The organism is Nocardia flavorosea NBRC 108225 (assembly GCF_001613385.1).
Taxonomy (GTDB): domain Bacteria; phylum Actinomycetota; class Actinomycetes; order Mycobacteriales; family Mycobacteriaceae; genus Nocardia; species Nocardia flavorosea.
On record NZ_BDCG01000015.1, the window covers coordinates 164,733 to 187,298 of the forward strand.

A 22,566-nucleotide genomic window follows, 5' to 3' on the forward strand; every position below is an offset into this window, starting at 1 on the left:
GGGTAATTCGAGATGATCGAACTGCCGGGATGGGCACAGAGTCTTTCCCTCATCGCCGGCGTGGAGTGGCCCACCGGAAACGAAGACGAAATGTGGGGGCTGGGCGACGATTGGCGTACGGCTGCCGCCGCGCTCGATGATATCGTTCCCGACATCATCGATGCGAAGAACGCGTCGATGGAGGCGTATCCGCAGGGTGACGGCGTCGACGAAATGATCAAGGCTTTCGACAGCCTCCTCTCCGGCGATGGATCCGACAGGGATCAATCCCTGCCGAAACTGGCCGAGTATTTCGAGAACATCGGTGATTCCGCCTACAACACCGGCACCGAGATCGAATACACCAAGTTGATGTACATTTCGTCGCTGGCTTTGCTGGCGGCGGAACTCGCGGCCGCATGGATCTGGCCGCCCACCGCGCCCTTGGTGCAGGGGGCGGCGATTGCCTTGACCAGGGTCGCCGTCCGGATTCTCGGACAGCGGGTGGTCCAGGCGATCGCCCGAGCCCTTACCAAGCTGATCGCCAACCGGGTCGTAAATTTCCTGCTGCGACATGTCGCGATCGACACGATCATCGGCACGATGCAGGAACTGGCGATCCAGCAGTACCAGGTGGACGCCGGGCACCGGGAGGAGATCAACTGGGATCAGGTGGCAGTCACCGCGGTGAGTTCGGCCGCGGGCGGTGCCGCTGCCGGGCCGTTCGCGGATATGCTCGGACGCCGACTGGACAACATGCTGGGTGGGGTGGACGCAGGCGGCGTCCCGCTGCCGCTGACCATGCCTCAGCAGTACCTCAAAGCGGGAATCACCGGGGCCGGCGCGGGCCTTGTCGGTGCCGGCGCGGGGCTGGGCGCCGCGATTCCGGCGCAGATCGTGGCAAGTGCCACGGGGGAGAACGCGGTGAGCTGGGGGGAGGCCGCGAGTCAGGCCTACTCCTCGCTACCCGGTCAGTTCAGCCCGCTGATGTTCAGTGCCGGGGCGTCCAACGGGATGCTCACCGGACTGGGCAAATTCGGTGCGAACCATGCTTACAGTTCCCTCGGGGTCGGCATGTTCAACCCGGAAAATCAGTCGTTCATGTCTCAGTTCAACGATGTGGTCACCGGTCCGGGGCCGGGAATCGGTGGTCTCCCACCGGGCGCGGGGGCGTCCGGAGCCGGGGACGGAGCCGGGAGGAGTTCGGAAGCGGCGCGGACTTCCGGCGGCGCCGGGGCGCCGGATGGGCGATCGACGACATCGGCTGCTGCCGGACCTCATGGCGTTTCTGCCCCGGTTGCCGATGGGTCGGCGGCACCGGGACCCGAGGCGCGCAACAGCGCAGGTGACCGGTTACCGGCCGAGAGCAACGATTCCAGCGGGTCCGGGCCTGGCAGGACATCGGAAACCGGTGGAGACAGCGACGCCCCGGCCGCGGGTGACCGGACCGCCGAGGCATCGCAGCCGGCCCGGCCGGAGGCCGAAACTCCCAGCGGGCACCGAGAGTCCCCCGGTAGTGAGGTCGGCGGGAACGAATCCGGCGCGGGCCTGCCGACGGACTCGCCGGAAAGCCGGCCGCAGCAAGCCGAGGAACCCGGTATCGCCGCCGGCCGGCAGGACGACAGTCCGGTCGTGCCACGCGCCGACGAGATGCTGTCCGGTTCGGGCGACCGGACTACGGAAACCACCGGTGCCGAAGCGGATCCGGTCACTGTGCCGCCGCTTGTGAACACGCCGGGTCCCGTGTCGGGCCCGACCACGCCGGGAGCGCCATTGGGTACCGGTGTGCAGTCCGGTACCCAGCCCGGCGTGGGTACGCCCGCCGCGGCGGGCGCCAGTACGGCAGCACAGGCTCCGCCGAATTCCTCCGCTGCTCCGGCCGAGACGAGGACCGCCGCTCCCACGACGGGGGAGTCCCGGACTCAGCCGGGGGGAACGGACGCTGCGACCCGCCCGCGGGCCGGTGCGGGTGAGCGTGCGGGGCTTTCGACTCGTTCGGCTTATTCGGATGCCGACAGTGGTCTCCGTGCGGGCCGGACGGAGACCGGACCGCACGGATCCGATGGTGCCGATCGAACCGATCCGCAACAGGTCTCGCCTCGAGACGAGGTTCGGGTCGGCTATCGCGACGGCCGGCTCGATCCCGGAGATATCGTGCCCGTGCCCACAGTCGATGCGTCCGGTACGACCGCCGACCGAGGTACCGGACCCCGTGACACATCCCAGCCCGCGGAATCTCGTGGCCCGCAACCCGCGGGCGAGCAGCGTACGCCCGCCGGCGACGAGGGCAGTGCACCCGGCCGCGACGAAGGCAGTCTGCGCGACGATCCGGTTCGGATTCCGGACGAGTCCGGCGTATCGCCCAACTCGCGTAATCGCGGGGAATGCGCGCGTCTGACGCTCGAAGAGATTCAGAGCGAAACCGGCAGCGACCGGATCAGACCACCCCGGAACCCGGTCGGTCCCGGTGGTATGACCCGATCCGAATTGGAAGCGGCCGCCGGCGGGCGACTGTACGACTTCCCGGGCGTGGGCGAGGACCTGCCGCGACACCAGGGCGTGGCCGACGAACTGCTGCGGATGGCCGCGCAGATGAAACCCGCCGATATCGCCGAAGGGCGCGGTCCGCGGGCTCTGGTCGTCGACGAATACGCAACTCCGGTGGATGAGCACGGAGTCGGCGCGCACGCCTATTCGCTCACGGTGCGGATGGACCCAGAGACCGGGGAATACCGGATCGAAGTGTCGGACCCGGCCGCGGGGCAGCGCAAGGGGTTTCCGCCGGATATTCCGGTCGACCTCCGATCGGTTTCGGCGATCCTGTTCGACGGCGCGGGCAATGCGATTCGCCCGGGCCCGGCCGATGTTCGTATCCGCCCCACCAACGAACGCTATCTGCACGCCGGCGACCAGGACTACGGAGACAGCCGCCGGTCGCGCGAAACCCCGGACGAATTCGCGGCACGGACGCGTGCCGAACGCGCGGATATTCATGCCCGATTGGAAACCAACCGGGCGGAGTATCTCCGCGGACGTGCCGACAGCCTCGACGCGACCGGCCGGACGGACGATGCGGCGGCCTACCGTGATCACGCCGACCAGGCCGATTCGAGCGCGGCCCGCCACCGGGACGAGGCCGACGGCTTCTGGGAGGCTGCCGGCGGGCGGCCAGAGTGGGATACCGGGCACCGCTACCCGTTCGCCGACTCGACGCTGCCTGCCGATGACTCCGGTCCGGGGATCGGGCGACGGTCGCCGGAGGAGATGTTCCGCGGCGAAGACGGGAAGTTGCACGCCGAGGGGGATCCGCCGGAGACGTTCCGGAGTGCGGACGGTCTGCTGCACAAGCCCGGTGACCCCGGGGGCACCTACCGTGACGAGTCCGACGGTTTGCTCCATGAACCGGGCGATCCGGAGGGCACCTACCGCGACGACGACCCGCCGCACAAGATGCACCGGCCGGGCGACCCGCCGGACACCTCCCGGGACCAGCGGAACGGCCTGCACGGCCCGGACGGGTTGTATGTCCAACAGAGCACGACGAGCGGATACAAGTTCGAAGCGGACAAAGGACCGTGGACTCCCCACCGGATCGACGATACGAACACCCCGGCCGAACGGCGGCAAGCCTGGGAGGAGGCGCTGCAGGCCCGGGATGCGGTGATCCGCGATCGAAACACGGCACGAGAAGCCGTCCGGGACCATGCGGAAAAGTTTCTGAGGCTGGCACAGCAGTACGGGATCGATATCCCTCAGCGATCCGACGGGAAACCGGGTAATCGATATCAATCCGCTGACGACGTCATCCATCTCTCGAAGAGTAAGCTCCAGACCGAGATCGACCGGATGCTCGCGGAAACCGAACGCCGCGCACCGGAGGAGCTGGCGGAGCGGGAGGATTTCCTCGACGAACTCCAGCAACTGTCGGCGGATTTCCACGATCTGACGCCGGATCTGGTCAAGGCCTCGAAGGATATGGGCGAAGCCGCGGCGATGGCGTACGCCGTCGATACCGTCGAACGGCCCGGTGCGATCCTGCTCGTCCCGTTCAAGGGCGCCTTCGATGGGAGAGACGTTGTCGATGTCGCGGCCCTGGTGCCGGGAACCAACGGGCGGCCGCCGAAACTGATCGTGGTCGAAGCCAAAGGTGGTTCGAGCTGGGAACTCAAAGCAGCTGATGTGTACGACCCACAGACCCGTGCGATCGAACGGGCACAGCAGGGCTCTCCCGAATATCTGCGCAGGACCCTGAATCTCGATCAGAATCTGCAGCGATTTCTCACCGAAACGCTGGAGGAGATGCGGGCCCGCGGTATCGATCCGAGGAGCCCGGCCGGCGAGGCACTCATCGATGCCCGCAAAGAGCTCCTCGCAGCACACCGTGATGGCAGCCTGGAGATCGAATACCACTTGGTGCACGCCAATGACAAGGGTGCGATACGGGCCGCCGAGTTCGACCTGAATCCCACGGATCCACCCGGTCGAGTGCGGGTCGAGATGGACCGAATCGGCGGACTCGACCGGGATACCCGTATCGGTACCCGGCTCGACGATCTGTCGGCCGAATCGGGGCCCGACCGGGACGGGACCGAGTCCGAACCCGAGACGCGGGCGGAGCCGCCGGAGGAAGACGGTCCGGAGGCAGGCGCCGGTGCGCGACGACCCGATGCCACGGCACCCCTCGACGATGCCCTGGCCGATGCCATCGCCCGCCGCGACGAACTATCCGGCCGGATAGCCGAAATTGCCCGCGACCTGCGCGTCGAGGTGGCCTCGGGCGCCTGGGAGCCGGATCGGATCGCGGCGACGATCCGCGACCTCGCGGGCCGCGACCTCGATGCCTCGGACAGCCGCCGGGTGGATGACCTCGCCGAACTCATGCCCCAGCTGGTTCGGGCCGAGGACCAGGCACGGCTGTTCGCCGACCGCGTCGAATACGACCGTTTGCTCAACGAGCGGCAGGCCCTCACCAGGGAACGGGAATTCCTGCGCGCGAAACTCACCGATCGCGCGCGTAACCTCGGCCTGGAGGAGCCCAGCACCTGGGCCGAGCAGGATCCGGATGCGCGCGAGGAAGCGATTCTCGGGCTCGAGGTCCAGACCCGCGTCGATACCATCCATCACCCGGGGGGTCTGGACGAGGCCCCCCACAGCGACCGCCACCCGGTCGGTGGTCGAGAACAGGAGTACCGGCGGACGCTGCTGGAGAAGCTGATCGCCGACAGTGAACGATTCGACGATCTCGCCACCACACTTCGCGAGATCGACGAGCGCATCGCAGGTATGGACCGGGCCCCGGAAGGGCTGGGCCGCCCGCAACCGGAGGATGTCGTCGCGGAGCTGGAGCATCTGGCGCGCAATCGCGCCGCCGAACTGCACCGGATCAAGCCACGACGGTCCATGCGCGACGATCTGGCCGGGCGACTGGACGTGGGTGACCCGGAGGAGACGCTGACTCCAGACCGGCTGGACGATACTCTGGCCGCCGCGCAGGACCGGGCTGAACGGGCACACACCGAAGGCCGTTTTTCCGCGGATGATCTCGCGGCCACACTCCGCGATCTCGAGGGGTTGGCGGATGCCGCACGCGATGTGAACGCCGCACACATCCGTATCGGCCGGATACAGGACGATATGGCCCGCGTCGCGGGTGCGTGGCGGGCGCTCGCGGAAGCCGAGGGCGGCCGGATGGTGACCGACCGTGTGGGCCTGGTGGAGGGCGACTCTCCCCGCATCATCGTGTACGGCCCGCGTCTGAACCCGGCCGATCCACGGGGCGACCACGACGCGGCATTGGCCGACGCGCTGCGCCGCGATCCGGCCGCAGCGCTTGCCATGGTGCGTCCCGAAACAACGGTCGAATACCGGCGAGTTCTGGCCGGCCGTACCGGCGACCGGCGGGTGGAGGACATGGATCCGCCGGAGGTGGAGCATCTGAGCACCGGCTGGGTTGCCGGCCGCCGGCTCGATATCACCACCTGGCGTGACAGCCACGGCACCGTGCACACCGTGGATCCGAGCCGCCCCAGCTGGCGAACCGGGCGCGACGACAACCCGCCTCCGGACAAGTTCACCCCCAAAGACCCGCCCGACGGCGTCAGCGGGTGGGCGATGACCGACGTCGTCAACGACATCACGCTCCCGGCCGATGAGGTTCCCGCGGGGCAGATTCCGGAAAGCACTCTGCCGGTCAACGCCCCTCAGGCGCCGCAGCAGTACGACACCTCCGGCGTCGATCCGAAGGATATATTCACCCAGCACTGGGGTGCGGACTCCTACAACATCGTGCGTTTGCTACTGATGGCGGCGCTGGTGCCGAAACACCCGGCGGTCAAGAGCTGGATCCAGCGGCATCCCGAGATCGGCCGGTGGGTACAGGAGCGCCCCTGGCTGCAGAAACTGCCGCCCTTCGGAACCGTTTTCCGCGACTACGAATGGTTCGCGCCACCGGAACGCGACGTCCAGCCGCTGCACCGCGGCTGGGATGTCACCGACCACACGCCACCACCGGCCGGCGCCGAAATCCCCGACGGATTGCGCCGCCGATGGGAGACCGATATCGAGGCATGGCGCGAAGTCCAGCAATGGGCGGATGGCGAATACGACCGCTTCCGCAGCGACGATCGCGATATCGACCGAATCGCCGAGGGGATCGATCGGCATCGGCGGTCCGAGCAGCAAGCAGCGGCCCGGGAGGGCATCGATACGGTCCGCGAGCGGTTGGTCCGCGAACTCGGCGGAATCGATCCGAACGGTGACGTGCCCGCACAATTGGCGCGTATCGAAATCACGATCGACCGGGTGGCCGGCGAGCTGGCGGACCGGTTCGTTTCCGCGGACTCCGCCGCGATCCGCCATACCGTCGAACAGATCCGGGAAATGCTGGTGGGTGTGGTCGATCCCGCCGAGATCGTGCCGGGAGCCGATCCGGACGAGATCGTGCGCCTGGTCGACCCCGACGCCATCGTCGATCGCCTGGCCCCGCATATGCGAGTCGAGGTCCCCGAGTTCACCCGGGACAACCTGCTCCGCATAAAGAACCATCTGATGCGCGACGAACACCGGGTCCGGGACTACACCGACCCCGCAGCGGGTTTCGTGATGCGGCCGATGGATCAGCTCGCCGATGTCGCGGAGGCATGGAACCGGCTGCAGGCCGGTACGCCGCTACCGCAGGATTTCGTGTTGCTGCGCGATGCGTTGATCGAAGCCCAGTACCTGACCGACCATCCGCTGGCCACCTGGAAACAAGCCAACGCCCATGCGATTCGGCTCGGTTATCACTGGGACGCAGACCGTCCGCCGCTGACCGGTTGGCGGGCCGGCCGGCCCTACGCTCCGGAACCGGTGCAGCGGCACCCACTGCTTCCCCCGGAGCCGGGGCCGGCTCCGCCGCATTCGCCGGACGGTCCGGACTACACCCCGGGGCCGGCCCCCGCCGTGGGCTCGGCAGGTGACGGCACACCACCGGATCCGCCTGTACCCGCCGGACCGTCTTTGTCGCCGGACCCGGACGAGCCCGAAAGATCTCCCGGGACCGCAGGGGACGAATCCGCGCTGGGCAGGGATCGGCACGAGTCGCGTCCGGTTGGCGATCTGGACGATCCGGACGGCCCGGATGCGGCCTGGTTCGACCGGATGGAGCTGGAGCAAGCCGAATGGGCGGCCCGGATGGCGGCCGACCATGCCGACTGGTACCGGGAAATGGCGGCCGCACATCCGGGCGAGAACTTGCTCCGGTTCCATGCCGAACAGGCGCAGTGGCTGGTGAAGATGGAGCGGGAACGGGTCGATTGGCTGCGTCGTGTGCACGCAGATCGAGCCGCGTGGCGGGCGGAGTGGCGGGCCACGCAGCTACGCCGCCTGGCGGACGCCGACCCAGAGAACTGGGCCGCGGGGCAGCGGGCGGAGCTGGCGGAATGGTCCGCGCGGATGGCCGCGGAGCGGGTGGAGTGGTTGCATCGGATGCTGGATCCCGGGGACGGTGAGACCCCGCCGGACACACCACAACCGCCGGCGCCACCGGAAGATCCTGATGGGTTACCACACGCCCCGGGTACGCCGCCGCAACGTCCGCCCACATCGTCCGGCGGGGAGGCGCGGCCCCGAACCGATGAAGCGCCCGCTCATGAACCGGCCCCGGCGCAGGGTGTCCAGAGCCCGCCGGAGGAGGGGGAGCAGTCCGGTAGCGGTGCGGGATCGGACGGGTCAGCACCGGGCGGACCGCCCCGGCCCGCGGATGAATCCGGCGGAAGTGCTCCTTTCACGGGCGATCCGCTGCGTGATCTCGCGGCATTCCTGCGTGCCGAAGCAGACCGGCCCGCTCAACTCGATGCGCGAACGCCCGCAGGCGGCGATGCCGAACGGATACGCCGATTCGCTGCCGCGCTCGGGCTCGAAGCAGTTTTCGGTGAGCTGCGAGATCCCGCTGCCGCGCTCGCCGAACTGGCTGAAATCGCCCGCGCGCGCGGCTTCCTCGACGATGTGGAAAACGCTCCACGGATGCGTTACCCCGCCGATTTCGCCGAGCTCACCGCGACCGAGCGTTACGGCGGCGAGGAGTACTGGCACAACGAGGCCGATCCCGAAACCGCTCGAGGGATCCGCGAGGAACTTCGGCGTGCCGGGCTGCCGGTAGAAGAGCCTGCGCGCAACGCGCTGCCCACGGCAGAGGCGGTTCCCCCGATCGGGGCCGAGGCGAGGGCGGGCGAGTCGATGCGACCCCGGCCCGAGGGAGCACCGGAGTATTCCACCGCCGATACACCGGAACCGGCGCGAGGGATGCCGCGGGTGGAGTCCGCACAGGAGACGGTGACGGTGCTGGCCCGTGCTTTCGGGCTGGACACTGCCGCACTGACACCGGAGCACCTGGGCGCGACCATATCGGAGTTGCGCTATCGCGTGCTGCTGCGGGCGGCGGCGGTCGAGGCATTGGCCGCGGCGAATCAGCGGGTACTCGCCGAACCGGAGCCGCGCGCGCGGTCCCAGCTCGAGTCGGCCCGTACTGCCTGGGCCCGGCGACTCGGGATCGATCCGGCGGCACTGTCCAGGGATCCGGACACTGTGGCGGCCGAAGCGCGCGCTCGTACGCACCGGATGGCCGGCGATATCGCTGTGCTCGCGGATGCGGCTCGCGCAGCCGATCGATCGGACGAGGCAGTGGCCGCGGCGGCGCCCGTCGATACCCGCCGATATACCGTCGAGATCGAGGGAGACCGTGTCGGGGTGCGGCTGGTCGCCGCCGCCGACGACGAATCCTGGCGCGTTGAGGAAGCCGAACGGTTTCCGGCGCCGGTACCGGGAGCGGAGCCCGAATTCGCGCCGGGGCCGCGGTCACTGTTGCGGCGGGTCTGGGAGTGGTTGCGCGATACCGCCTTCCTGGGACAGACGCCGAAGTACCCGTCGGGTTCCGGAATCGACAGTGCCGGCCAATCGATGCTCAGCGATATGGCGGGTGTCCCGCTGCGGCAGGAAAAGGACCCCTCGCCGGCGCCGGGCGACGAGTACGAGGTTCTCGGAACCAAGTTCAACCCCGTACGGATCGTCAAAGAGGCCGTCGAGCTGTTCCGCAGGCGAGAGGTCCTTCCGTTACTGCGTCGGCTGACCTCACGGGTCGCCGACCGCAGTGGCGAATACGATCCGCCACCGACCGAGGACGGCGAACAATACCGGTACTGGCTCGACGAGGCCGACCCGGATCTCGTGCGGGCCGAACTCGGTGTCGAACTCGACGACCTGCGGCGGCAGGCCGCGATCGAGGCGGGAGACAGCGGTGAGCGGGCGGTACCGCACGAGGCCGAGACAAATCGGCCGGAGCCGGACCGACAAGCCGATCGGCTGCCGCGCAGTGCCGGGGAAATCGGCGAATGGATAGCCGAATTGTCCGATGCGGTGGCTCACCGAGACAACCTGCTCGATGAGCTGCGGGCAGCTGCACAGGATCTGGGTGCCGAACTCGGCGCACCGACGGCGGACGCTGTTCGCCTGCTCCGTGACCACCTGGTGTATCAGCAGGCTCGGCGGATAGGTGCGCTGACCGGCCTGGCCGAAGCGGCCCGGCGGTACAACGCGGAGCACGCCGATATCCCGTACAGCGACAGTGTGTCCTTCTTCGATACCGACCCGCTGGGCCGGTTCCTGCGCGAGGTCGTCGTCGCCCAAGGCGGTGACCCGCGGCTCCTCGACTGGCGTGGAGTCAACAACGGCGGTGAACCGAGCCGCGAGTGGGGCGATCTCTACGACTCCGATCAGCCGGGTCGCGATGACGGGCGCCGCAGCTTCCTGGAACGGGCGTTGCGCAGAGACCAGATCAGGGACGAGCGGGCCGTCTGGGCGCAGATCCTCGGGGATATCGACCTGAACAGGCTCGACGCCGACAATCTGGCCGCCACGTTGACCGCTGAGCTGGCCCGTATCCAGGCGGCCGCCGAGAAACTCACGGAATTCGCCGAACGCGCCGGCGAATTCCTCCGGGCCGACGCCGGAATAGCCGAGTTGACCGGACTGATCGGCGATATGGCCGCACAGGAGTGGGTCCTGGCGCAGGGCGGCGCAATGCTCGATGAACCGGCCGGTCTCGCTCTGGTACCCGGATCCGCTGCGGACGGGCCTATGCGGTTGGTGGTGTTCGACGCCCGGCTGGAACACGATCGGATACTTGCCGGCGCGTTGGCGCGCTATCCGGATCTCGCGTCTGCGGTGGGCGACGGTACGGTGGAAGTGACGTACAAGATCATCGATACACGCCCCGGACAGCCCCTGCCCGAAGGTGGTGCCGGACCGGAGCGGATCACCGTCGTCGACGCGGGGACGCCACGGGTCCGGCATTTCGCCGGTGTGGTCGAGGGCCGGCAACTGGAACTCACCGTGATCGACGACGGCTCCGGTTGGCGGCTGATTCCGGATGAAACCGCCGCAGCCGCTTCGGAACAAACGCCCGGAAGCGAACTCCCAGCTGATTCGGAGAACGATACTGCGGCACCGGAAGCGGCGCGTCGTCTCGGACTGTCTGTCGAGGAACTGGCCGATTCGCACAAGCTCGCCACGAAACTCGATATCCTGCGCGCCGAAAACGAGATCCGCGCCGCGCGTATCGAATCGATCATCGACTACGCCCGGACCGCCTGGGATATCGACACCTACCACGATATCGAGCAGGCCCGCGAAAACCTGCTCCACCGGATCGCTCCGGAATCGACGGAACCGGTGACGGCACGGCAGGTTGCCGAAACCCTCGCCCATCCCGATACCCCGGCCGCCCGCCGTAGCCAGCAGATCGACGATCTCATCGGCTACGCGAAAGAGCTCGCCGCGCTGGATCCGGCCGCGGTCGATACCGCGACAGCGCGGCTGCTGCGTCGCCTCGACGCACTCGTCGGGACAGTGCAGGTACACACGGTCGACCAGGTCGGCGAGACGATACGCAACCTGGCACCACGACAAGGTGATAACGAACGGCTGGCCGCGGCCCTCACCGAATACCTCGGCGCATTGGGCGATATCGATATATTCGACCACCGCATCCACGGCGCGGACGCCGCCGATCCGCGGGTGGGAGTCAGTGAACTCCCGATGCACGACAAAGCGGTGCGTCATCTGCTGGATCTCATTGCCGATATCGGCGCGCTGGCCGGTGCCCCGGAGAACCTCGGCGTGCTCGACGCGGGCACAGCACTGCCGCCCTCTGCCGAACGTGGGGCAGACAGTGACTTCGCCCGCACCATCGGAGTCGAACTACCCCTCGCCGACCTGAATCGCTGGGACGAGGTTCTGGCCCGCCACCGCCGCGGCGAAATCGGTGACGACGATCCCGAACTGACGGACGTCCGCGCGCAACTGAGCCGCTGGAACGAGGTCTACGAGAAATACCGTGACGGCAAACTGGATAAAGACGAACGATTGACACCCGACCAGCTCGCTCGCATCCAGGCGGAACTACGCGCCGAGGTCGTGCAACGGTCCGCCGATATCGCGGCGGTCGCGGAACTGATCGAGCGGGCCGGCCTGGAAGGGCCGGTCGAGGAGCGTGCCGAGGTCGCAGCAGCCCGGGACGAGCGGACCGCGGCGGCACACGGACTGCCACTGCGTGACGCGGCGCCGGCCACCCATGAGGCGGTGGACGGAGAAGTCGAATATCTGCTGGATCGGACATTGCCGGTCGACGAGCAGCAGCTTTGGCGCGAACGCGTCGAGCGGTTCGAACGTGCGGCGCGACGCGTGATCGATCTCTCCGCCGACCCTGCTCGCGGCGGCGAGGAGAACCCTCAAGCGGACTCGGAAACCCATGCGGAGCCCCCGCCGGACCTCGGTGAATCCGGGTCCGCAGGTGAGCCGGCCGCGCGGAGCGACCACGGCGATACCCCACCGCCGGATGACGGATCCGATGTGGAGCCGGGGGCCGCCGGCCCGGTGCCACCGCTGCGGGGTTCGTCACTACGCTCGCACATTCCGCATCCGCCGCACGACTACGAAGCAGAAATGCCGCCTGCTTACCGGTACGAACGGAAACCGTGGCCTGTTCCGCCGATTGCGGCACCGGAGCCGCCTGTCCCGCCGGTTCCGCCTGTGCCGCCTGTGCCGCCTGTCCCGCCGGTTCCGCCTGTGCCACCTGTTCCTTCCGAGCCGCCGGTTCCGCCTGTTTCTCCGCAACCTCCGGTGCCGGAGCAGCCCGGCCGGCCACAGCCCATGCCTCCGGTGCCGCAGCCTCCTCGGCAACCCGAGTCGCCGCTTCCCGGCCTGCCCGATGTGCCCGGCACCCCGGCTCTTCCGGCCCCGGAGACCCCACCCCACGGATATCCGGAGCCGCTATCGCCCTACCCGGCCGCGCCGCCCGGTGCCGCCGCGGATCCGCCGGCGAGTAGGTTCCCGGGTCCGTCGTGGCCGCCGGACAGTCCCGGCGCCCCCGGGCCTGGATCGCATCGATCGCCGGTCCCGGAGGGCGCCGGTGGCAGCATGCTTCCACCACCCGTCGTCCCTCCACCGGTACTGCCCGGTTCCGGCGCGCAGCAGCCGGGACGCCGGCACGACCGTTTCGGTCCGAACGGAAGGGGCCCCGGAGGAAGCGGTCGTTCCGGCGGGCCCGCCGACAGCGCAGGTTTGGTTGTGCGGCCGTTCTCCGGACCAGGCGTACCGGCCGAATTCGATCCGGAAACCGGGGCTTTGCGTGCCGGCCACGGTCTGGGGGGTTACCGGAGCGGGGTGTACGGCGAGCTCGGTGGAGTGCCTGTCGTGTTCTACCGCGGACATGACGGGCGGCTGGGGCTGCGCGTCGGTGATCGCAACGTTGTGCTCGACGGGTCGGCCCAGGTGGAGTGGGGGCAGGTTGCGTGGCGGACCATTCGGTTCGCGGTTACGGTCGGCGGCGAAACGTCGACAGAGCTGACATACCGCGCATTCCCCCCCGAGATGGATCTCGGCGCGTATATCCGCGATGTGCTCATGGACGGCGAGCTTCGCGAAAGGCTGTTCACGTGATTCGCGGCCACCTCGATGGCCCTGGTGCCGAGCGTCACCGCGCGGCGCCGATTCGGCGGATCGAGGAACTTCACCGTGACTGGCATCGGCATATGATCCGGTCGGGGCAGCCGACAACGAACCGCAGGGAGGTCTCATGACGGAGTGGCGTACCTTGACCGACTCCGAACTCGTCGAGCTGGTGCGGAAGCTGCGCGCGCTCGACTGGTCGTGGCGGCTGGCGGACGCGGAGCAGGTGGCGGCCGAGCTCGGCTGGCAGATCGAACGGATCAGGCCGGTCGCGGTCGTCCTCGATACCGGACTCGGCCCGGGCAGTGGCCGGATTCGCGGCCGGGACGGTGTGGCTACCGAGATCGAGGCCAGGGTGACGTCTTACACCACAGACGACGCGGCGGGCCGCGATCGCACCCGTACCGCCTTCGCCGAGATGACGGCGGCGTTGAGTGCCGAATTCGGAGCGCCCACCACACGGGTGCCGGGCGTGAATCCGCGGGTGCGCTGGGCCGGCCCGGCAACGACGACCGTGTTACGCGATTCCGGGGTCTCGGTAGCGCTGCACTTGGTGACCAATGAGGTGCTCGCACGCGAGGATCTGATCGAAGAGCTGGAGCAACAGGGGCTGCCGTGACCGAATGGCCGGAATTCGCCGCGGGATTGGCCGAGCAGCTGGCCGGTCTGCCTGCCGGCGCGATACTGACGATAGTCGAAGCCGGAGGTTCGAGGTATGCACAGTTCCGGCAGTTCGACGACCTGCTGTATGCCGAACTCGTCGGTGACGAATGGCTGGCCACGGAGAACCGCACCGGTGATTCGGGCGCCCGGCTGCTGGCCGAGGCCGGGTGGCGGCGTCCCGACAGGTATCACACCGACAACTGGTGGATCGAGTACCCCTGGCCGTTGACACCGCAGCGGTACCGGGATCTGGTGTCCATTGTGTTGATCGGATTGCGCCGAGTTTTCGAGATCGCCGAGCCGGCCGACCTCGTCTACAACGCCTGGAATACCGAGGACGGGGATCGTGATCTGGTGTTGCCCGGACTCGGCCTCCGCCGGGTCTCGAAGTGAGGTGCGGGAAATGAGCAGATCAGACGAGGAGCGGCCGGAATCCGAGGGATCATCGCGCCCCGCCGGAGCATCCGAGGCGCCCGGCGATCGGCCGCTTCCGGGGCCGGCAACCGCACCGGGTCCCGAAGCGTCCGGTCCCGGCTCGACAGTCCCCGCAGACGAACCAGACCTGGGCTTCACGCTGGGTGGGTCCCCGGATGTCGCTGCGCAGGCCAGAGCCCTGATGCACCAGGTCGCCCGGAAACTGGCTGCCGACGGCCCGGCCGGCTGGCAGCGGCTGGACGCGGTGTTCGCGGCGACTGTGGTCGCGAGCACCGGAACCGCCCTCTATACCGATGAAAACCAGCAGCTCGTAGCGCGTACGACCCCGTCACCGGAGGTCATGACACTGGTCCGTGACCATCGGCGTCTGTCGTCCGGATTCGGCGACGGACCCTGGTGGCGCCTGCTCTTGACACTCACCGGCGAAGGCCGCATCGAGGTCGACTACGACTTCGGTACCGAACCGTTCCCGGACGACCAGCTCTTCGCTCCCGAGGCGTACCGCGCCGACCTCGAGGCGTATCCGCGCGAAAAGCTGCCGGTCTGGCTGGCTGCCCATGTTCGTCACGCAGGTCGGCAGCTTCGCCCGCCGGAGGTGGCCGCCGCCGCGGCCGGTGAAGCGGGTATCGGCACAGCGGCAGATGGCGGTTTGCTTCCGCCGCTGCCGGTGATGACGGCGCGCTGGGCGGTGCTTTCCGCGGCATTCGTCGCGGCTCGCTCGCAGTGGGGTCCGCGCTTGATGCCGGCGATGCGCTGGTTCGAAGGCGCAAAGCGCAGCGGTTGTTCGCTATACACACTGCCCGGTGGCCGCGCGGTGCTTTCCGGCGGTCGGTGGGACGCGCCGGAACTGGACGCCGCCTACAACCGGGGCGAAACCCTGCCCGAACTGTATCGGGGCGCACCCTTTTGGGTTGCCGACCCGGTACTCAACCACCGTGCGAACAGAGGCCTGCTGACCTTTTGCTACTGGTGGGACCACGGCCGATGGTATCGCGGCGATTCACCGGATCCCGGCGATTGCGCCGAGGCTCTTCCCGGCCTGTGGACCACCGATACCGTCGCCCGGATAGTGACCGGTCTGCTCGGCGAGCAACCCACCGAGCGGCAGCGTACCGGGGTCGGCACCCTGATCGCCGCGGCTGAGGTAGGGGAGGTGACACGCGACGCGCTGGTGGAAGTTTTCGGCACGGCGGGGTCTTTCGACCTCGAAAACGCGTTTTACCAGCTCTTGTTGGGTGGCGTGACAGCCCCCGAGCCGATTGCCGCCACCGATGCCGTCGACCGAGTCGCCCGGCATTTGACCGACCGTGGGGCGGATACCGCCGCGTACCGCGTGGACGACCTGCGTGCCGACCGGATATCCGCAGGATGGATGGTGTACGTACCGGTGGACCCGGGGGAGATCGCGATCGGGCGGGCGATCTTCTATGTGGCGGATGACGGAGTGCTGGAACGTTCGTCGTCCTCGGTCGCCCCGTCGCAGTATCTCCCGGATTTCGAACGGCGCTTCCGGGAACGGAATCGTGCCCTCACGTAGGCGCCGGGCCAGATGATCGGACCGGGCAGTGGCTTTCCGGCGCACCGAAACGTCGATGTCTGTTCAGAAACAGGTCGGGCGGGCGTAGCAGCCCGGCGGTACGCTCGGAAGAGGTCCGTGCTGCGTTCGGGGTGTCGAGTTGTGAGGAGGCGCGCATGGTGTGGAACACCGGAATTGCTGTAATGGCATATCGGGTCCACGACCGCGGGCCGCTGTACCCGATGCCGAGTGCAAGAGACCTACGTACTGTCGAGTTTCGAGTTCGCAGGAGCACGTGCTATGGCACCTGAACCCGCCAACCCATGGTCGGGCCTGTCGTCCCAGGCCGAAAGTGGAGCGCTGGAACTCCAGTCCGGAGTGGTCGAGGACCTGGCGGGGGAGTGTAACGAGGTGCTCGGCCGGGTGCTGGCTGTGCGCGGCAAAGTGGATCTCGTCGATTCGCTGGCGCCACCCAGCAATCTGGGATCGAGTGAGGCGCTGGCCGAGCGATTCAATCAGAAAGGCCGGGAACTACGCGAAATCCTCGACGATCACGAAACCATCCTCAACGATATGATGGATACGTTCATCGCCGCGGGAAAAGCCTATTCGGATACCGACGACGACTCCGCGCTCGATATCGATCGGGTGGATACACCGGGCTCGCTGAGTGATCGGCCGGGGCCGAAGCTGGAGGAAACCACCAATGTGCCCGGGTTCGTCTATCCGGGGCTGACGGAAGACGGCGGCGGTATGCCGAGAAGCCTGCACAACCCGGCCGACGGTGTGGAGTTCGAATCTGCGCAGGTACACGGTGAGGATCCGCATTCTCTCTCCTTCGAACGCTACGAGTCGATGCAGGAGTCGTTCGGAAGCACCGGTGATTTCACCTTTGTGAAGATCGCGCAGGCCGCCGCCGATTGGCGATGGCTGGCAGGGCAATTGAACGAGAAGTTCGACGATCTGGTCAACAAGATGATCTCGACCCAGAATTCGTGGCGTAGTCCCGGCGTCGAAGGCGGAGCCGAGGCGGCTCGCGGAGCCGTCACCGCCTACGGCGCGGACACCGACAAACTGGTCGCCAATATGAACTTGATCGGCGACAACCTGGAGTACGCGTCACAGTGGCTGTCGGCGACCTGGTACGAGATGGGCCAATGGGATGCTCCCGGCCTCGACGAGGGAGAGACCACCACCAGCGCGTCCTATGTGCAGAAGGAAAAGGAAGCGCGACGTCAGGCGGCCATCAGGGCGATGGAGGAGGCATACCTTCCTGGACTGGAGCTCACCGACGCCAAGATCGCGATACTCCCCGATCCGGTTCCGCCCACCAAACCCGGTCAGGACGGTGGAAACAACGGGGGGAACAACAACGGCGGTAACGGCGGCGGTGGCACCGGCGGTGGCGGTGGTGGCGGACAGAATCAGCAACAGCAACAGCAGGCCGCGCTCGACCAGATCGGACAGCAACGTCAGGAGCTGCTGGCCGCACAGCGGGAGCTCGAAACCCAGGCCCAGCAACAGCGGGCCGCACTTCAGCAACAGCAGCAGGCCCTTCAGCAGCAGTCGAGCACTCAGCCCCTGATGCAGGCGGCGCAGCAGGGGCTGCAGCAACTCGGGCAGATGGGCCAGCAGTTGTCCACCGCGGCTCAGCAGGCCCTGCAACAAGCTGGTATCACGGGTCTTCCGGGGATGCCTGCATTACAGGACGCGGTAAAAAACTACCAGTCCGCTCTCCAAAAGGCAGGCAAGCTCCCCTCCGGTCTAGGCGGCGGAGCGGGCGGGAGTAGTCCTGCGGCGCCGGGGGGTGTGAAGGCGCCACCGGCACCGAATGTGGAGAAAGCGGCGAAGCTCTTCCCACGGGCCTCTGTCGCGACAGGTGTGGCGAGCGGGCAGTTCACGGGCGTCGCCGCGGCGTCGACGGGACAGAGTGCCCCCATGGGCGGGATGCCGATGGGCGGTGGTGGTGCCGGCGGGGGCGCGCAGGGCGCACAGCAGAAGGATCACAAGCGCGCCGATTATCTGGATTCCACCGAATGGCTCGAGGAAGGACTCGGCGATCCGGCGATCGTTGCCAAACCGGTGGTCGACCAGTGAGTCGTACGTGGACGTTCACGGATATCGAATTCGTTGCGGCCTGGGAATCGACGAAAGAGGGGTACCTTCCGGAACCTTTCGTATTCACCAGTGAGCCCGGCCGCCACCGTGATCACCGGCGCGCGCGGATCGAGGCGGCCGAGCGAGTCCGATCGCGCTGCGGACCGGAACTGGCGGAAATCTTGGCGACCATGGCACAACCGGATATCCGAATCGTGGTACGCGGGTTCGATGGTCACGATCTGCAGAATGCCGAACGCTCCATCAGGATTCTGGCCGCACGCAAGGGCGATAACGCACATATGGTGATCCAGACGCCGGGGCAGACCCTGTGGCACGCCGAAGGATTCACCATGACCGAGCACGGTGTGATTGGTCTGGCCGATGCCGTGGTCGCTGCCCTACCCGAGGTCGGGGCGGGGCGGCAACCGGATTTCACATTCGCCGGCGGCGCCGGAGGGGATCGAATGGATCGGCCTCGTACCGGCCCGGCAGTGCTGCATCGTGGCGACGAGCCGGCTGTGATGGGCGAATCGTTCGGCGCCGCACCGGCCGATCTGACCGGGACGATAACGGTTGCGCAGGGATACTCTCGACTCGGTCCGCGTGGAATCCGGCGGCGCAGCCTCGGCTGGCGTGATATCACCGGCGACGGCCGCTACCTGATCGTCTCGGGAAATCCGGCGACCGTGCTGGCGGTGGACCGCAAACGTATGGTGGGTGTGCTCAACCGCCAGATCGCGGATGTCGTGCGGGCGATCAAGGACGAGCGGACCAGTCTGGGAAATTGACGCGTAGCCTCAAGGGCTCGGCGCCTGCAGTCCGAGGTGGGCCCAGTCCCGGACGGCCACGGATGCGCCGTGGTTGTCGTAGAGGGTCGCCGTGGCCGGCCGTCCGTCCGGGTGCCAGCGTCGCATCACTCCGCACGGTCTGCCCCGATAGTTCTCACCTTCGGACTTCAACCGGCCGTCCGGCCACCATTCGCGGGTGCTGCCGTGAGGGAGGCCGTCGACGTAGAACTCCTGGGACAGCAGCTGTCCTGGTGCGAGTTCCTCTACCACCTCACCGGTGAACGGTTCGCCGCCGTACTCGAGCCGTAGATCGTCGCCGATCGAGGTGGCGTCCGAGTTCAGGTCGATACGCCTCATTGCGGATCTTCCGTCCGTTCGTACACGTAGATCAGGTTATCGGGCCCGAGGGGCGAATCCGGCGATCCGTGGTCGGCGCGGCGGATATGTGTACATGCGCCGCTCTCGCGTCGTCCTGGGGTAATCGCGTTGCGGCGCGAAAAGACTTCCGGCATGGCCGGATCGACAGGCACACTGTTAACAGACGTGGCGCAGGTCGGGAAAACCCGGTCGAGCGATATGGGGTGACGCACCGCCGTGGGGAGCGCAGAAGGTCAGGAGGGTTCTGTGGGGATGCGATTTCCGTCTGTGAGTGCAGCGCATATCGCCGACCGGCCGCGATCGGGCTGTGCCGCGGCGCAGCATGCCGACGCGGGCCGTATCGGCAGGGTTGTTGTTCAGTTGTGGGGTCCGGGGGTGGGAGTCCCGGGATTGGACTGTCACAGCGTATATCCGGGCAGGACGGCCGAGTGTGAGACATATCCCCAGCGGTGGCAACCAGTTTCCGGAACGTCTCGTTATCCGAGTATGCACGGATGTCCGCCATTTGCCATACTGGTTGGTAACCCCCGGTTCACCTGCGCGATCCACACTTCTCGTGACCACGGTCCGGGAGCGGTTCACGCTCGGGCTCGGCAGCGACCGCGCCGGTGGAACGGAGTTCCGGGGGCGCCGGGGCCTCGGCCCTGCGCCACCATCGACACAGGAGGAGGACGATGAGCGCGGACAGTCCGGGGGGCCTCGAGTTCCCTACCGAGTTCACCGCCCATTCGCTCACCGGTTCGATCCGGATCCGGACCACTGAAACGGGCTTGCCCGTGGCGGTATCCGTCGAGCCCGGTGAACTCCGCCGCGACCCCGATGCACTGGCCGGTGAGCTGTTGCGGCTGTGCAGACAGTCCGCGGCCCGTGCCGGCCTCGCGCGCCGTAAACAGCTGCAGGAAGCGGGTTTCACCAGCGAAATGCTGAAGTTGGCGGGTCTGCCGACCGAGGAGCAGGTTGCCCGCCAGGAGTTGGTGCAGGAGCAGGAATACGAGACCGAACCGGAGAGCTGGCTTCGTTCTGTATAGGTCCGGAAGGGATTTCGAGGGGATGTCATGGTCGAAACGATGGACGAACTCATCGCCCGGGTGCAGCAGCAGGTCTATCGGCTGACCGACCTGCAGGAAGCGATGGGCGCGATCGTGGTCGGCGAGACCTCACCGGACGGTTCGGTGACGGTGGAAGTGGACGGAAACGCGGCCCCCGTCGGGCTGCACTTCACCGCTGGGATCAACAAACTGAGCCCCAGCGAGTTCGAGAAAACGCTGGTCGAGACCGCGCGGGCGGCCGCCGCGCGGGCGATGGCCGAGAAGGCCGCCCTGATCGACACCTTCAATTCGGAAAGCACGAGGTAGTCACCGACTGTTAACCGGTCGGCGGTCCCGGCCGGAGGTGCCCGCTGGGTACTGTTGACGTCGAAACATTGTGGGATGTTTCGGGATTGGACACAAGACATGAACAATGTGCATGTTGTACCGGATGCGGTTCGCCTGTATGGCAGCGAATCCGCGGCCATGGCCGCCGGAATCGCCACCACCGCCGGCGTCGATCAGGCGGCGACGGTCGGGTTCGCGGTACCGGCGTTCGGGCTCATCGGCCAGGAATTCCTGATCGCATTCGCCTACGGGCAGGCCAACCATCTGTCCTCGGTCGCCGAACTCGCCGCGGTGCACGCCGGTACCGCGCTCACCGCACATCAGGCCGCCGCGAACTACGAGCTCACCGACGCGGGTAATGCAGCGAATATCGGCGCGGTGAATCCCGGATCATGAGCACTCCAGGAGCGGCCCCGCTCCCGGGCGCCCAGCCGCCGGGCGGCGCGGATCCCCTGGACCCGGCCATCCTGGAGCTGCTTCGGGGTAGCGCGCTCGCGCCCATGCTCGATATGCCGGTGAACGACATCCTCGACAGCATGGGCCTGCCGAATCTGCCGGAGCTGCCGGCGTTCGGTCACCTGCCAGGGCTACCGGAGCTACCGCCGCTGCCGATGCTCGACCTGAGTGCGCTCATGCGACCGCTCACCGATCTGGCGGCTGCGTTCGGCTCCGGACAGTTGGGCGGACCGGCTCCGGCACCGGCCACCGAGGGGCATCCGGCGGCCGCGCCGGCCCCGCCGGCGGGTGTGGATCCGACGCAGCTGCTGGCGCAGGTGTCGACAGTGATGCAGACCGTCATGCAGGTCGGTACCTCCGCGCTGCAGGCCGCGATGAGCCTCTGGCAGGGCATGGGGGCCAGGGAGGCCGCGGAGAAAGCGGGTCAGGCGCAGACCGATGCCGCGAAGCTCGAAGCGCAGAGCACCGGGGAAAAACTGCATCTCGCCAAGGGGGCCACCAGTGTCGCGATCGGCCGCGGGGAAATGGCCGTGGTAATCGGGGCGTTCTCCGCGAAACTGGCACTCGCCCCCCTCTACGCGACGTCCGGTGGCGGTGCGGCCTACCTGGTGGCCTCGGCGATCGAGGCGGCGACCGAAGCACTGGCCATCACCGTCAAAACCAAAACCGAGCTCGGTGTCGAAGGTGCGGCACTGGCGCAGACCGGCGAGAAGGTGAAGATCACCAACGCGCCGACCGGGGTCGATCCGAGCCAGCAGATGAACCAGCTCATGCAGATGATCGGTGTGGTTACGCCGCTGATCAGCTCCGCGAGCCAGGCCGCGCAGGCGCTGGGCAAACTGGCGCCCGCGAATACCGCACTATCCGCCCCGAAACCGGTGGGTGGTGAGCCCAGTAGCGGTGAACCCGGCCCACCGGATACCGATAAGCCCGGTACGCCGGGCGGTCTGAGTGCCGGCGGGGGCGTCGGTGCCGGTGGTGCGGTGGGTGCCGCACCCGCTCCACTCGGTGCTTTCCCGGGATCCAGGGCGGCGGCGCCCGGGCCGCTCGGTCCTGTCGGAACCCTCGGTGCAACGTCCCCGGGTTCGGTCGCGGGTATGTCGTCCGCGGCAGCTCCCGCGGGAACGAGTTCGGCCGGCGGCAACAGCCCGGGCTATATGCCGATGGGCGGAGCGGGTATGGGAGCCGCGGGGATGGCGCGCGACGGTGAATCGGTCACCGACGGTTCGCCGCGTGGCGCGGTCTCGGCCGAACACGGTGACGAAGTGGTCGGGCCGATCGAAGGTATCGCCGTACCGGTGGTCGGTGCCGCGGAATCGACCTCGGAACCCCCGCCGGACAAGGAACTCACGCTCTGACGCGAGCCGGCAACCGGGACACACAGGAGGGTCTC

The 22,566-nt window shown here is 67.7% G+C and carries 11 protein-coding genes; 10 read left to right on the plus strand and 1 reads right to left on the minus strand.

Annotated elements, in window-relative coordinates:
- Positions 1-12 precede the first annotated feature (12 nt).
- The 6 genes from NFL01S_RS19065 (at position 13) to NFL01S_RS19090 (ending at position 18,963) form a co-directional block, all read left to right on the plus strand.
- Complete coding sequence (locus tag NFL01S_RS19065) at positions 13-13,452, plus strand: WXG100-like domain-containing protein (protein ID WP_062977159.1); 13,440 nt, start codon at positions 13-15, stop codon at positions 13,450-13,452.
- 136 nt (positions 13,453-13,588) lie between these two features.
- Positions 13,589-14,080 (plus strand): DUF6301 family protein, encoded by a 492-nt coding sequence (locus tag NFL01S_RS19070; RefSeq protein ID WP_062977162.1) that lies wholly within the window; start codon positions 13,589-13,591, stop codon positions 14,078-14,080.
- Positions 14,077-14,517, plus strand: coding sequence for a TY-Chap domain-containing protein (locus tag NFL01S_RS19075; RefSeq protein ID WP_062977164.1), 441 nt, complete (start codon positions 14,077-14,079; stop codon positions 14,515-14,517). Before NFL01S_RS19070 ends, NFL01S_RS19075 begins: the two co-directional genes overlap by 4 nt.
- 10 nt (positions 14,518-14,527) lie before the next feature.
- Positions 14,528-16,096 carry a hypothetical protein gene (locus tag NFL01S_RS19080; protein ID WP_245670783.1) on the plus strand — a complete coding sequence of 523 codons (1,569 nt, stop codon included), beginning with the start codon at positions 14,528-14,530 and terminating at the stop codon, positions 16,094-16,096.
- Positions 16,097-16,375: 279 nt separating this feature from the next.
- Entirely contained in the window at positions 16,376-18,172 is a 1,797-nt protein-coding gene (locus tag NFL01S_RS19085; RefSeq protein ID WP_062977168.1) for a hypothetical protein, read from the plus strand.
- Complete coding sequence (locus NFL01S_RS19090; protein ID WP_062977170.1) at positions 18,169-18,963, plus strand: ESX secretion-associated protein EspG; 795 nt, start codon at positions 18,169-18,171, stop codon at positions 18,961-18,963. The genes NFL01S_RS19085 and NFL01S_RS19090 overlap by 4 nt, the downstream gene beginning before the upstream one ends.
- A 9-nt stretch (positions 18,964-18,972) precedes the next feature.
- Here NFL01S_RS19090 and NFL01S_RS19095 read toward each other — a convergent pair whose 3' ends face one another.
- Positions 18,973-19,320 carry a toxin-antitoxin system YwqK family antitoxin gene (locus NFL01S_RS19095; protein WP_062977171.1) on the minus strand — a complete coding sequence of 116 codons (348 nt, stop codon included), beginning with the start codon at positions 19,318-19,320 and terminating at the stop codon, positions 18,973-18,975.
- A gap of 695 nt (positions 19,321-20,015) precedes the next feature.
- On the opposite strand from NFL01S_RS19095, the gene NFL01S_RS19100 reads away from it, so the two are divergent.
- The 4 genes from NFL01S_RS19100 (at position 20,016) to NFL01S_RS19115 (ending at position 22,531) form a co-directional block, all read left to right on the plus strand.
- Positions 20,016-20,369 carry a hypothetical protein gene (locus tag NFL01S_RS19100; protein WP_062977173.1) on the plus strand — a complete coding sequence of 118 codons (354 nt, stop codon included), beginning with the start codon at positions 20,016-20,018 and terminating at the stop codon, positions 20,367-20,369.
- Positions 20,370-20,396: 27 nt separating this feature from the next.
- Complete coding sequence (locus NFL01S_RS19105) at positions 20,397-20,696, plus strand: YbaB/EbfC family nucleoid-associated protein (RefSeq protein WP_062977175.1); 300 nt, start codon at positions 20,397-20,399, stop codon at positions 20,694-20,696.
- A 99-nt stretch (positions 20,697-20,795) separates the two neighbouring features.
- Positions 20,796-21,113: a type VII secretion target gene (locus tag NFL01S_RS19110; RefSeq protein WP_062977177.1), complete on the plus strand. Its 318-nt coding sequence runs from the start codon at positions 20,796-20,798 to the stop codon at positions 21,111-21,113.
- Positions 21,110-22,531, plus strand: coding sequence for a hypothetical protein (locus tag NFL01S_RS19115; protein ID WP_062977179.1), 1,422 nt, complete (start codon positions 21,110-21,112; stop codon positions 22,529-22,531). The genes NFL01S_RS19110 and NFL01S_RS19115 overlap by 4 nt, the downstream gene beginning before the upstream one ends.
- Positions 22,532-22,566 lie beyond the last annotated feature (35 nt).